At 74.0% G+C, this 12,233-nt stretch carries 11 protein-coding genes; 7 read left to right on the forward strand and 4 right to left on the reverse strand.

Translation table 11 applies throughout. The annotated features are described in order from the left end of the window. The 3 genes from ACH4J0_RS35900 to ACH4J0_RS35910 all read right to left on the reverse strand — a co-directional run. A partial coding sequence (locus tag ACH4J0_RS35900) for an acetyl-coenzyme A synthetase N-terminal domain-containing protein (RefSeq protein ID WP_396245368.1) occupies positions 1-209 on the reverse strand: 209 nt, incomplete at its 3' end. A gap of 240 nt (positions 210-449) precedes the next feature. Continuing rightward, entirely contained in the window at positions 450-2,849 is a 2,400-nt protein-coding gene (locus ACH4J0_RS35905; protein WP_396245369.1) for a SulP family inorganic anion transporter, read from the reverse strand. 423 nt (positions 2,850-3,272) lie between these two features. Further along, positions 3,273-4,292, reverse strand: a complete 1,020-nt coding sequence (locus tag ACH4J0_RS35910) for an ATP-binding protein (RefSeq protein ID WP_396245370.1) — start codon at positions 4,290-4,292, stop codon at positions 3,273-3,275. Between the two features lie 217 nt (positions 4,293-4,509). Between ACH4J0_RS35910 and ACH4J0_RS35915 the strand changes: the two genes are divergently transcribed. Further along, the gene (locus ACH4J0_RS35915) at positions 4,510-5,400 is read left to right on the forward strand and encodes an oxidoreductase (protein WP_396245371.1); all 891 of its coding nucleotides are present in this window, start codon (positions 4,510-4,512) and stop codon (positions 5,398-5,400) included. A gap of 368 nt (positions 5,401-5,768) precedes the next feature. Here ACH4J0_RS35915 and ACH4J0_RS35920 read toward each other — a convergent pair whose 3' ends face one another. Further along, positions 5,769-6,689, reverse strand: a complete 921-nt coding sequence (locus ACH4J0_RS35920; protein WP_396245372.1) for an HAD family hydrolase — start codon at positions 6,687-6,689, stop codon at positions 5,769-5,771. Positions 6,690-7,417: 728 nt separating this feature from the next. Here ACH4J0_RS35920 and ssd point away from each other — a divergent pair. The 6 genes from ssd (at position 7,418) to ACH4J0_RS35950 (ending at position 12,226) form a co-directional block, all read left to right on the forward strand. Next, positions 7,418-8,542, forward strand: a complete 1,125-nt coding sequence (gene ssd / locus ACH4J0_RS35925) for a septum site-determining protein Ssd (RefSeq protein ID WP_396245373.1) — start codon at positions 7,418-7,420, stop codon at positions 8,540-8,542. Then, positions 8,542-9,879 carry a TadA family conjugal transfer-associated ATPase gene (locus ACH4J0_RS35930; protein ID WP_396245374.1) on the forward strand — a complete coding sequence of 446 codons (1,338 nt, stop codon included), beginning with the start codon at positions 8,542-8,544 and terminating at the stop codon, positions 9,877-9,879. Before ssd ends, ACH4J0_RS35930 begins: the two co-directional genes overlap by 1 nt. Next, a complete protein-coding gene (locus tag ACH4J0_RS35935) occupies positions 9,876-10,046 on the forward strand; it encodes a hypothetical protein (RefSeq protein ID WP_396245375.1) in 171 nt (56 codons plus the stop codon). The genes ACH4J0_RS35930 and ACH4J0_RS35935 overlap by 4 nt, the downstream gene beginning before the upstream one ends. Before the next feature lie 17 nt (positions 10,047-10,063). Next, positions 10,064-11,056 carry a type II secretion system F family protein gene (locus tag ACH4J0_RS35940; RefSeq protein ID WP_396245376.1) on the forward strand — a complete coding sequence of 331 codons (993 nt, stop codon included), beginning with the start codon at positions 10,064-10,066 and terminating at the stop codon, positions 11,054-11,056. 218 nt (positions 11,057-11,274) lie between these two features. Next, positions 11,275-11,874 (forward strand): type II secretion system F family protein, encoded by a 600-nt coding sequence (locus ACH4J0_RS35945; protein ID WP_396245377.1) that lies wholly within the window; start codon positions 11,275-11,277, stop codon positions 11,872-11,874. A 94-nt stretch (positions 11,875-11,968) separates the two neighbouring features. After that, positions 11,969-12,226 carry a DUF4244 domain-containing protein gene (locus ACH4J0_RS35950; protein WP_396245412.1) on the forward strand — a complete coding sequence of 86 codons (258 nt, stop codon included), beginning with the start codon at positions 11,969-11,971 and terminating at the stop codon, positions 12,224-12,226. Positions 12,227-12,233 lie beyond the last annotated feature (7 nt).

Below are 12,233 nucleotides of genomic sequence, written 5' to 3' on the forward strand. Positions count from 1 at the left end.
TTGGCGAAGGGCGGGTTGGACCAGTCGAGCGTCTCGGTCGGCTCGACGGCCCAGCTGAGACGGCGGGCCTGCTCGGCCCAGAAGCCCAGACGGTCCTCGGAGGCGTGAGCGTACGCGTCCGCGGTGACGTTGGCGGCTGCGGCGAGCTCTGTCGGCGGGGCGAAACGCCGCTCCTCCTTGAGCAGGTTGGCCAGGCTCTCGTTGCTCAACGCGCACTCCTCATCGAGTCATGATCTGGGGCGATCCCGTGCGTGGGGATTGTCCCGTGTGTCCCAGCGCACAAGCTCACCAGGCAAACGGGTCACTTGACAAGAGGCTCCTTGGAATTGGTGTAGACCTTTGACCGGACATCGAACGACCGGCGTGCGGTCGGTCGCGCGGGCGGCGGGTCGTACGGGGGTCGGTGGGCCCGTGCCCCGGCCCGCCCGGCGGGGACACGGACCCGGCTCTCAGGCGGCCAGCTGGGGGCCCTCCTCGCTGCCGCCGGATGGAACCCTGCCGTCCTCCCTCACGCGTTCGGCCGATTCCCCCTCGCGCTGCTCGTCCGGCCGGGCTCCGGCGCAGGCGCCCGAGCGGGCCTCGACCGGGCTGAACGTCCCGGCGGCGCGGTCGAGGACGTAGGCCTGGGCGGTGGCGAGGTCGAAGTACATCCCGACCAGCCGCAGGCTGCCCTCCTCGACCCGGCGCTCGACGGCCGGATTCGCCATCAGCTGGTCCAACTGCTGCACCACGTTGGTGATGCAGAGCTGCTCCACGAGATCGGCCACCGGCCGGTCGGCGAACTCGGCCGGGACCCGCCGCAGCCGGTCCAGCGAACCGCGGCCGTTGCGCAGCCAGCGGGTCAGCGGGGTGGGCGGCCCGGTGCGCTCGTGCACGCCGTCCAGCAGGGCCTTCATCGCGCCGCAGCCGGAGTGGCCGCAGACCGTGATCGAGCGCACCTCCAGCGCCTCGACCGCGTACTGCACCGCGGCGGCGACCGAATCGTCGGCCGCGCCGGGCTCGAACGGAGCTGGCACCAGGTTGCCCACGTTCCGGACGGTGAACAGGTCGCCGGGACCGCTGTTGGTGATCATGCTGGTCACCATCCGGGAGTCCGCACAGGTCAGGAAGAGCTGGGAGGGCGTCTGCCCCTCCCGAGCCAGCCGGGCGAGTTCGGGCCTGATCAGCGGGGCGGTGTGCTGCTGGAACACCCGGACGCCGTCCAGCAGCCGGCCGTGCGGGTCCTCCTGCTGCTCGATGCAGTGGTGGCCGACCCAGGGCGTCCAGGCCCGGCAGCGGTGCGGGGCTGGTGAACTGCCCGCGCGGACCGTGCCGTCGGGGTCGAGCACCTCGTCGTCCTGGCGCCGCGTCACCAGCGAGACCCGGCCGCCCGCGGCCTGGTGCCCCGTCCGCCAGTCGTGCAGGGTCTCGTACGCGGCGTGGTCCAGGAAGGAGCCGTCGTGCACCACGGTGACCTCGGCGGCGGCGGGGATCCCGGCCAGTGCCCGGCTCAGTCGGGGGACGGCGGTGAAGGTGAGCGGCCCGTGGGTCTGGACGGTGACCGAACCGCCGGGGCCGGTCTCGACGTCCACGTGGGCGCGGGTCAGCCGGTAGAGCGCGAGCACCACGGCGGTGGCGGCGCCGAGGCCGACACCCCACAGCACGCCGAAGGCGACCACGGTGAGCATGGTGGTCAGGTAGACGGGGAACTCGCGGTGCCGGTGCACGTTGCGGATGTGTGCGAAGCTCACCATCTGCAGCCCGACCACCAGCACCATCGCGGCCAGGGCGGCCAGCGGGATCCGGCGCAAGCCGCCGGCCAGCGCCAGCGCGGCGGTGAGCACCCAGACGCCGTGCAGCACCGAGGCCCACCTGGTCTGCCCGCCGGCCCGGACGTTGGCGGTGCTGCGCACGGCGCCGCCGGCGATCGGCAGTCCGCCGACCAGCCCGCTGACCAGGTTGGCGAGACCCTGTCCGCGCAGCTCGCGGTCGAGGTCACCGGTGCGCTGGGACATCCGGTCCACCGCCACGGCGGACAACAGCGACTCCACGCTCGCGACGGCGGTAACGGTGAGGACGGCGGCGAGCACCCCGGTGGGCGAACCGTGCGGTAGTGCGGGCGCGAGCGAGTGCGGCTGCCAGGCGGGCAGTTCGATGTGGGCGAGCCGCAGGTCCAGGGCGAGGGCGAGCGCGGTGGCGACGGCCACGGCGGCCAGCGGGCCGGGCACCTTGGCCAGGCGGGCGCCGAACTCGGCCGCCCGGCCGGGGAGTCGGTCGAGCCGGGGCCAGCCCAGCAGCACGGCCACGGTCACCGTGCCGGCCAGCAGCGCCGGTGGGTGCGGACCGGCCAACTGCCCCGGCAGCGCGAGGAGGTTGGCGATCGCCGAGCTCTGCGGGGAGCCGCCGAGGACGACGTGCAGCTGCGCGATGGCGATGGTGAGCCCGACTCCGGCCAGCATCCCGTGCACGATCGCGGGCGAGACGGCGAGTGCCGTCCGGGCCACCCGGCGTGCTCCGAGCAGGAGTTGGAGCAGCCCGGCGGCGACGGTGACGGCGCAGGTGGCGCGCCAGCCGTACTGGGCGATCAGCCCGGCGGTGATCACGGTCAGTGCGGCGGAGGGGCCGCTGACCATGAGCGGGGTGCCGCCGGACAGCCCGCCCACGATGCCGCCCACGGCCGCGGCGGCCAGTCCGGCGCTGAGCGGGGCGCCGGTGGCGAGCGCGATGCCGAGGGAGAACGGCACGGCGATCAGGAAGACCACCAGGGAGGCGGAAAGGTCGCGGGCCCAGCGGGCCCGCGGGCCGGGGCCCGGTGGCGCGTGGTCGGTGGTGTCGGAGGCGATGGGGGCGCTGGAGATGTCGAGTGTCATGGTCTTCCCGTCTGTCCGGGGGAACGAACGCAGTCAGGTCCGGTGGTGAGTCCGGGGTCGGGCTCCGGGGCGGATCGGCTGTCGTGGTCGCGACGGTGTGGCGGGATGGCGTGGGCGCGGCAGGGAGTGCGGTGTCACCGGCCGGCGTCGACCATCTGCCCGCCAAGGGCCAGGGCGAGGTGCGGGGGTCTCGCCGAGGGCCGTCGGGACGGGCTGTCAAGACTCGGTAAACCGAGGGTAATGAAAGCTTTGCATAGCGTCGTTCCCGGAGGAAGCGGAAAGTCCCCGGTTCACCCCATTGGGTGGCATTCGAACCGACGGGAATCCGCAGGTGGGCGGCTCGGGCCGACACGGCGGACGGGCCGTGGCCGCCCCGGATGGAGGGGAGGCCACGGCCCGTCGGTGGCGGTGTCGTAGGTGGGATCAGGCGGTGACGCCCGCCGGGGCGGTCGGCGCGCCGTCCGCCGCGAACTCGCCCGGGAACCCGCCGAGCACGAATCCCTCGTCCACCTGGGTCGCGAGGTCGATCCCGACCTTGGCGTTGGCCCAACTCTCCGCGTTGCGCCGGTGGAAGTGCACGGCCTGCTCGGTGTAACGGTGCGCGTCGCGCAGTCCGTACGCCGCCTCGGCCTCGGTCCGCAGCTCCTCCAGCACGGCCCGGTTGGCCGGCTCCAGCGACCTCAGCGGCGGCTCGGCGCCCTGCTCCAGCCGGCGCACCCAGTCCGACTGCCCGAAGGTGGTGAGCAGGTCGTCGCCGACCTCGCGCCGCAGGAACGCCAGGTCGTCCGGGCCCTGCACCTTGTTGCCGATCACCCGCAGCTGGACCCCGAAGTCCCGCGCGTAGTCCTTGTACTGGCGGTAGACCGAGACGCCCTTGCGGGTCGGCTCGGCCACCAGGAAGGTGAGGTCGAAGCGGGTGAACAGGCCGGAGGCGAAGGAGTCCGAACCGGCCGTCATGTCGGTGACCAGGTACTCGTCCGGTCCGTCCAGCAGGTGGTTGAGGAGCAGTTCCACCGCGCCGACCTTGGAGTGGTAGCAGGCCACCCCGAGGTCCTCCTCGGTGAACGCGCCGGTCGCCAGCAGCCGGACCGAGCCCTCGTCCAGTGCGATCGGTCGGGCGCAGGCGGCGTAGACCGGGTTCTCCTCGACGATCCGCAGCAGGCGCGAACCGCGGCCGGGCGGCGTGGTTTTGATCATCTCGTCGGACGAGCGGATCAGCGGGTTGCTGCCACGCAGGTACTCCTTGATCTCCGGCAGGTGTCCGCCGAGCGGGGGCAGCTCGGCCGCCTGAGCGTCGGTCAGGCCGAGGGCGGGGCCCAGGTGCTGGTTGATGTCGGCGTCGACGGCGATGACCGGCCGACCGATGGCGGCCAGGTGGCGGATGAACAGTGCGGACAGCGTGGTCTTCCCGCTGCCGCCCTTGCCGACGAAGGCGATCTTCATCTGGGGCTCCGGCTCTCGCTCTGGGCCCTGGGGGGCGGGCCGCGTGCTCAGGGGCGCGCGCGGGGGCACCCCTAATTGGAAATCGTTATCGTCTCCGATAGTGGCCATGCTAGCCGGGGTTTGGGCCCCACCGGGAGAGGGAAGTGAGGATTGCCTCGAAAGGGTGATGCGGGGTTGCTGTTCCGGGAGGGGCGGGCTGTTCATTACTCTCGGGTAGGTGAGCACTGGAACAGATCCCCTCGCCCCGCTGGCCCAGCTCCCCGGGGTGTCCGACGCCGTGGCCGAAGTGCGCAAGGCCGTCGACCGGCTCTACGGCCACCGGGTCATGCGCCGCCGCGCGGCCGAGGTCACCTCCGAGTCCGCGCTGCGCGGCGCCCGTGCGTCGGCGGCCGTGGCCGGGGCCGACTGGCCGCTAGAGGAGGTCCGGCGCCGCACCGACTTCAGCCTGGACGCCGACGCCCGCACGGTCGGCGCTGCCCTGCGGATCGCCGCCGAGGCGGGGCAGCTGCTCAGCGTCTGGCGGCACTCGCCGCTGCAGGTGCTGGCCCGGCTGCACCTGCTCGCGGTCGGCGACGCCGACCCGGCCGCCGGCCGGCCGCGCCGGGCGGGGGAGCGCGCCGAGGAGCTGTTTCCGTTGGAGCTCGAGCCGGTGGAGAGCGTCGAGGTCGACGCCGGGGTCGGGCCGCTGCCGGTGCTGCCGCCCGCCCCGGACGCGGAGGAGGTCGCGGCCCGGCTGGACCAGCTCTCCCGCCTGCTGGTGGCCCGCACGGAGGGCCACGGCGTGGGCGCGCCGGCTCTGGTGGTCGCCGCGGTGGTGCACGGCGAGCTGCTCGCCCTGCGGCCGTTCGGCACCAACAACGGGCTGATCGCGCGGGCCGCCCAGCGGATCGTGCTGATCGCCGAGGGGCTCGACCCGAAGTCGATCTGCCCCGCCGAGGTCGGCCTGGCCGAGCTGGGCACCGACGCCTACCGCCGCGCCCTGGCGGGCTACCTGGCGGGTACGTCCGAAGGGATGGCGGCCTGGATCGCGCACTGCGGACGGGCGCTGCGGCTCGGCGTCCGGGAGAGCACGGCGGTCTGCGAGGCGATGCAGCGCGGCATGGTCTGAGCGGCCCGGCCCGCGGGTGCTGCGGGCATCACCCGCCTCGCGGGCACGGAGATGCGGCGGCACCTGATCCTGCTGGGTGCCGCCGCTGGTGCAGATACCGGGTGACCAAGCATGCACCGGAAGTGCCGATCAGACGGGGATCCTGCCCGTTCGTCTGGTCCGGCGGCCCGACAGCGGGTCGGCTGCATGTGGGTGCTCGGTTATCTGTACGTGCGGTCCGTGGGCCTGAACTGCGTTGTCGGTTTGACCTCTTCGGTCCTGACCGGGTCTCGCGGGCCGTGCTTCATTTGTATCGCGTTTCGGCCGAAAGGGGAACCCGAAACGAGAAGTCTGTACCGATTACCCGTTTTAGCAGCCTTGCTGCCGGATCACGGCTTCTGGCGGGGGCTCCGCGCGGCGGGCCGGCGCCGCCGCGCCAGGTACCAGATGACCCTGGCGGTCACCGCGGCCGTCCCGATCGCCACCGCGGTCAGCACCGAGCCGCTCGGCGCGGAGAACTCGGGCAGCCGCCGTCGCAGTTGCACCGGCCGATCGAAGACCAGCACGGGCCATTCCCGGGCGTGCGCCTCCCTGCGCAGCGCGCGGTCGGGGTTGACGGCCGAGGGGTGGCCGACCGCCTCCAGCAGCGGCAGGTCGGTCGCGGAGTCGCTGTAGGCGTAGGACTCGGCGAGGTCGTAGCCTTCCGCCCCGGCCAACTCCCGAATGGCGGCGGCCTTGTTCTCGGCGTAGGCGTAGTACTCGATCTCGCCCGTGTAGCAGCCGTCCTCGACCTTGAGCCGGGTGGCGATCACGTGGTCCGCGCCGAGCAGCGCGCCGATCGGCTCGACCACCTCGGAGCCGGAGCTGCTGACGATCACCACGTCCCGGCCGGCCGCGTGGTGCTGTTCGATCAGTGAGGCGGCCTCGTCGTAGATGATCGGGTCGATCAGGTTGTGCAGCGTCTCGGCGACGATCTCGCGGACCTGCTGGACGTTCCAGCCCCGGGTGAGCGCGGAGAGGTACTCGCGCATCTTCTCCATCTGGTCGTGGTCCGCGCCGCCGACCAGGAAGACGAACTGGGCGTACGCGCTGCGCAGTACGGCCCGACGGTTGATCAGACCGCCCTGGTAGAAAGGGCGGCTGAAAGCCAGCGCGCTCGACTTCGCGATGATGGTCTTGTCGAGGTCGAAGAAGGCGGCCGTGCGCGGTCCGCCCGGCCGGGGGCGGGCGGGGGCGGTCGGCTCATCGGGCCCGGTGGGGCCGCCCTGGGACTCGTCGGCGGGGTCGTCGGCGTTCTCGGTGGTGTCCACGGGAACCGAGGATAGAGGGAGCCACAAAACACCCCGCCATTCGGTGTACTCGCGGGCGTGCGGGTTTGTGTTTCTGGCCGCTCGGGTACACCATGGAAGTCACGGATCGTTCGCGACCGTGCTAACCCGGTCCGGCTCCTCCCCCCCGAGTCGGGCTGTGGATAGACGACCCCCGCTCTCCCCCCCGGCGGGGGTCGTCGCACGTCCGGGGCCATTTTCAGGGCTTGGAAGCCGTTCTCGGCGGCTTCCGCGAAGGCCTCGCTGACGGTGTGCAGGGGGTGTCGCCAGCTTCGTCCGCCCACCACCTTTCGTCACTCTGCGTTGCCGTTTGCTCATGGCGCCCGCAGCGCGGGCGGCTGGTTGCGGGAGGCGCCACGGGGCCGCACCGACGGGCGCGGGAGGGCCTGCGCGAGGGTGTGGGGAAGGCGGTCGGAGGAGGGTCGATGGATGGCCGGTTCATCTCCGTGACCCCTTTCGTCAATTCTTCGCCGAATAGCCCCCCGCCCGGGTGAACGTTTTCATCCACAGCCCCCGAGTTATCCACAGGCAATCGGAACGTGGATGACGGAATCCGGATCTCCCCCCACCGTGATGGTCGGCGGCGGTCGCCGGGCAGGGCCTCAAACCCCTTCATCCCCCAAGAGGTCTGCCTGGCGGCCGTCCGTCGGAACCGTCCGACGCGCGTCGTGGCCGCCCCGGGTGGCCCGCGGCGCAGAGGGGAGAACACCATGTCGACGCCGATCGCCGACCACGTCACCGCCGAGGGGCCCGCGGCCGCCGGGCCGCTCGTCGTCACCGAGGACGAGGGCCTGGCCGAGCACCTGCTGCGGCTCTGCGCGGCGGCGGGCAGCGAACCCAGGCTGATCAGGGGTGAGCCGCCGCCGCGCGAGCTGTGGGAGGCCGCCCCGCTCGTCCTGGTCGGGGACGACCAGGCGGAACGCTGCGCCGGGCTGGACAGGCGTACCGGGGTGCTGCTGCTCGGGCTGGACCTCGATGATCCCGGGGTGTGGGTCAGAGCCGTCCGACTCGGCGCCGAGCACGTGCTCTTCCTGCCCGACGCCGAGGCCTGGCTGTTGGACCGGATCGCGGACGCGGCCGAGGGCGTCGGCTCGCCGGCGGTCACCGTCGCCGTGCTCGGCGGACGGGGCGGGGCCGGGGCCTCGACGCTGGCCTGCGCCCTCGCGGTCACGGCCGCGCGGACGGGGCGGCGGACGATGCTCCTCGACGGTGATCCGCTCGGCGGGGGCCTGGACGTCCTACTCGGCGGCGAGGCGGCCCGCGGGCTGCGCTGGCCCGACCTGGCCGGCGCGCGGGGGCGGGTCAGCGGGGCCGAGCTGGCCAGGGCCTTGCCGGCCCTCAAACGGCTTTCCGCGCTGTCCTGCCTGTCCTGGGACCGCGGCGACACCCTGATGGTGCCGCCGGAGGCCATGCGCAGCGTGCTGGCCGCCTCCCGGCGACGCGGCGGCCTGGTGGTGGTCGACGTGCCGCGCCATCTCGACGCGGCCGCCGGGCAGGCGTTGCTCCAGTCCGACCTGGCGTTGCTGGTGGTTCCGGCCGAGCTGCGCGCGGTGGCCGCCGCCGACCGGGTCGCGGCGGCGGTCCGGATGCGGCTCGGGGACGTCCGGGCGGTGGTCCGGCCGGTGCGGACCGGCGGGCTTCCGGCGCACCGGATCGCCCGCGGACTGCGGTTGGAGCTGGCCGGGGAGTTGGAACCGGAGCCGGGCCTGGCCGAGGACGTCGAGAAGGGTGTCCCGCCCGGCATGCGGGACGGCGGCCCGCTCGCGCGCTTCTGCGCGACCTTCCTGAACGAAGTGCTGCCGCCGGTGTCGGCGGTCGGAGGAGGTGTGTACTGATGGTCCGTCTGCGCAGAACAGGACTTCGGGTCGGTGCCCCGGTCCCCGGCGACGGTGCGCGGGAGCACCGGTGGCTCAGGAGCGTGCCGCCGCCCGGCGGGCCGCCGTCGGCCGAACACGGTCCCTGCCCGTACGGCCGGACGGCCCGCGAGGAGCGGACGGCGGAGCTGGTGGACGCGGTGCGGCTACGGCTCGCCGAGTCGGGGTCCGCCCCGACGGCGGGCTCGGTCGCGGCCGTGCTGCGGGCCACCCGGCCGCCGCTCGGCGGGGACGAGGTGCTGGACACCGTGCGCTCGCTGCGTGCCGAACTGGTGGGTGCGGGCCCGCTGGAGCGGCTGCTGGCGGCGCCGGACGTCACGGACGTGCTGGTGAACGGTCCGGAGGAGGTGTGGGTCGACCGTGGCGGCGGCCTCCACCGAGCCAACGGAATCCGGTTCGCCGACGCCGAAGCGGTGCGGCGGCTGGCCCACAGGCTGGCCACCGCGGCCGGGCGGCGCCTGGACGACGCCCGGCCCTGGGTGGACGCCCGGTTGCCGGACGGCACCAGGCTGCACGCGGTGCTGCCGCCGATCGCGGCCGGCTGCACGCATATCTCGCTGCGGGTGTGCAGGCCCCGGCCGTTCACGCTCGACGAGTTGACGGCGGGCGGGGCGCTGCCACCCGAGGGTGCCGAGCTGCTGGCCGGCATCGTCCGGGCGCGGCTGTCGCTGCTGGTCTCCGGCGGGACGGGATCGGGCAAGACGACCCTGCTCGCGGCGTTGCTCGGCCTGGTCGGACCGGACGAACGGATCGTGGTCGCCGAGGACTCCGCCGAGCTGCGGCCGGCCCACCCGCACGTGGTCCGGCTGCAGAGCCGACCGCCGAACCAGGAGGGGCTGGGCGAGTTCACCCTGCGCGACCTCGTCCGGCAGGCACTGCGGATGCGGCCGGACCGGTTGGTGATCGGCGAGGTGCGCGGGGCCGAGGTGTCGGACCTGCTGGCCGCGCTCAACACCGGACACGAAGGCGGCTGCGGCACCGTCCACGCCAACACGGCGGCGGACGTGCCGGTCCGGCTGGAGGCGCTGGGCTCGCTCGCCGGGCTCGACCGGCCGGCGCTGCACAGCCAACTGCGCGCCGCGCTCGACGTGGTGGTGCACCTGGTCCGGGATCCGGGCTCCGGGTGCCGCCGGGTGGCGGAGATCCACACGCTGACCGGGGACCGCGACGGGCTCGCCGTGACCATCCCGGCGGTGGAGTTCCCCGCGGCGGGCGGCCTGGTGCCCGGGGCGGGCTGGGAGCGGCTGGTCAGGCTGCTGGCCGCGCGCGGGGTGGTGCTCGGGGCGGTGGCGCCATGAGTGCGTCAGCGGTGGTGCCGGTGGTGGTCGCGTCGGTGCCGATGGCATCGGCGGCCCAGGCGGCGCGGGAGTTGCGGTTGGTGGAGATCGGGTTCGTGCTGCTGCTGGCTGCGTGCGCGGCGGGCGCTCTGGTGCTGCTCGGCTCGTGGGGCCGGAAGGGGCGATGACGTTGGAGGCGATGGCTATGACACGTGATCAGGTCCTGCTCTGCTGGGCGACGGTGCTCTGCATGCTGGCTGTTGCCGGATGGCGCGCCGTCCAGGAACAGTTGCCCGGCGGGCGGCGCTCCAGGCTGGTGCTGGCAGGCAGCGGGCCTCCGGTGTGCGGGCCGGGTCCGCGGGCGGTGCGACGCGGGCGGGCTCTCCTTCCGGGGCTGCTGGCTCCCGAACTGCTGATCCTGCCAGTGGGGTTGGTCTTCGGGCAGGTCACTGCCTCGCCGGTACCGGTGCTCGCGGCGGCGCTGGCCGTCCTGCCGTTGCGGCGGTGGCGGCTGCGGCGACGCCTGGCCGTGGAGGCCGGGCAGCGGGCCACGGCGGTGGTGGAGCTCTGTGTCGCGCTGGCAGGGGAGTTGCGCAGCGGTGCGACGCCGGAGCAGGCACTGCACCTGGTCACCGCGCGGCTCACCGTCGAGCCGGACGGGCTGCGCCGGCTCGGAGCCGAACCGGTGGCCCGGTTGGCGGCGGGCCGCTACGGCGGGGACGTCCCTGCCGCGCTCCGACTGCTGGCCGAGCTGCCCGGTGGCAGTGGGGCGGCAGCGATCGCGGCCTGCTGGCGGGTCGCCTCCGACGGTGGGTCGGGGCTGGCCGCGGCGCTGGACCGGGTCGCGGAGGCGCTGCGCGGTGAACAGGCGCTGGCGGAGGAGATCGCCGGGGAGTTGGCCGGACCGCGTACGACGATCGCGGTCCTGGCCGCCCTGCCGGGCGCGGGTCTGCTCCTGGGCGGTGGGCTCGGGGCCCGTCCGCTGGAGGTCCTGCTGCACACCTCGGCCGGACTGGGCTGCCTCGTGGCGGGAGCGGTCCTGGAGGGGCTGGGGGTGCTCTGGACGGCCCGTATCGTCCGGGCGGCGGCCCGGGGTGCGCTGGAGGCTCCGCGAGGCGCTGAGGACCGGGGTGAGGGTGGTGGTCGTCGAGGGCTTGTGCGGGCGCGGGCCCTCGGTGCCGGAGCGGGGGCGGCGTGATGCGGAACCTCGGATGGGTGGCGGCCGAGTCCCTGGTTGCGACGGCAGTGACAGCGGCGGTGATGGCGGCGGTCGTGGCGGCGGGGTCGGCGCGGCGCAGGACCGGGCGGCGGGCGTTCGCCTGGGAACGGGAACGAGAACGGGAGCGAGAGCGGGAACAGGAGGCGGCGCCACTGCGAACGGGGCTGAGACCGCGGGGTGTTGGGCTCCGGCGCCGAGTGGTCTCGGCACTCGGCGCAGGGCTGGCGGTGGCGGTGCTGGTCGGCGGTGGGGTCGGGGCGGTGGCCGGGGTGCTGGCGGCGGTGGGCGTCCATCGGTGGTCGGCTCGGGCCCGGTCGCCGACGGATCGTCGGGCAGCGCGGGAGGAGGAGTCGCTGACCAGGCAACTCCCGCTGAGCGCGGAACTGTTGGCCGCCTGCCTCGGATCGGCGGTGCTGCCCTCGGCGGCGGTGTCTGCGGTGGGCCGGAGCATGGGCGCGCCACTGGGGCCGAGGCTGGTGGCGATCGGGGCCGAACTGGCCCTGGGCGCACCACCAGAGCTGTGCTGGACCAGGCTCGGCGAACAGCACCCGTCGCTGGCTCCGCTGGCGCGCTGCCTGGTCCGGACGAGTGTCGGCGGGGCGCCCGCGGCCGGTCCGCTGATCGAACTGGCCCAGGCGCAGCGGACGGCCGCCGCCCGGACCGCCCACACCCGGGTCCGCCGAGCCGCAGTGCTCGCCACCGCTCCGCTAGGGCTCTGCTTCCTCCCGGCCTTCGTTCTGATCGGGGTGGTGCCGGTGGTGATCGGCCTCACCAGCCGGTTCGCCCAGGCCATGTGAGAGGGCGTCGGGTCCGCTATCGCCGGAGCCGTGGAAGGGGCCGGAACAAACCCAAAGACAATCCAGACAGGAGAGAACGATGGCCGCAGTGCTGATGATCAAGGCTGGGACGGGGCAGCCGCTCCGGCAGTTGCTCGGGGTGTGGCGACGGAGGAGTCGCGGGGCCGAGGGCCGGGTGCGCAGGGCGGTCCGGCGCCGGGGTCGGTCGGACGCCGGAATGACCACCGCCGAATACGCGGTGGGAACCCTGGGCGCGTGTGCCCTCGCCGCCGGGCTCTACAAGGTGGTGACCAGCACGGCCATCACCGGGGCGCTGACCGAGATGCTGGAACGGGCACTCCATGCGACGTAGGGGCAGG

Origin of the sequence: Kitasatospora sp. NPDC017646, from assembly GCF_044329365.1 — a bacterium.
In the GTDB taxonomy this organism is placed as follows: Bacteria; Actinomycetota; Actinomycetes; order Streptomycetales; family Streptomycetaceae; genus Kitasatospora.

Bases quoted from the DNA above. Each gene is read 5' to 3' on its own strand.
- ACH4J0_RS35910 (WP_396245370.1), bottom strand. From the start codon at position 4,292: ATGAAGATCGCCTTCGTCGGCAAGGGCGGCAGCGGGAAGACCACGCTG.
- ACH4J0_RS35935 (WP_396245375.1), top strand. From the start codon at position 9,876: ATGAGTGCGTCAGCGGTGGTGCCGGTGGTGGTCGCGTCGGTGCCGATG.
- ACH4J0_RS35930 (WP_396245374.1), top strand. From the start codon at position 8,542: ATGGTCCGTCTGCGCAGAACAGGACTTCGGGTCGGTGCCCCGGTCCCC.
- ACH4J0_RS35905 (WP_396245369.1), bottom strand. From the start codon at position 2,849: ATGACACTCGACATCTCCAGCGCCCCCATCGCCTCCGACACCACCGAC.
- ACH4J0_RS35950 (WP_396245412.1), top strand. From the start codon at position 11,969: ATGATCAAGGCTGGGACGGGGCAGCCGCTCCGGCAGTTGCTCGGGGTG.
- ssd (WP_396245373.1), top strand. From the start codon at position 7,418: ATGTCGACGCCGATCGCCGACCACGTCACCGCCGAGGGGCCCGCGGCC.
- ACH4J0_RS35940 (WP_396245376.1), top strand. From the start codon at position 10,064: ATGACACGTGATCAGGTCCTGCTCTGCTGGGCGACGGTGCTCTGCATG.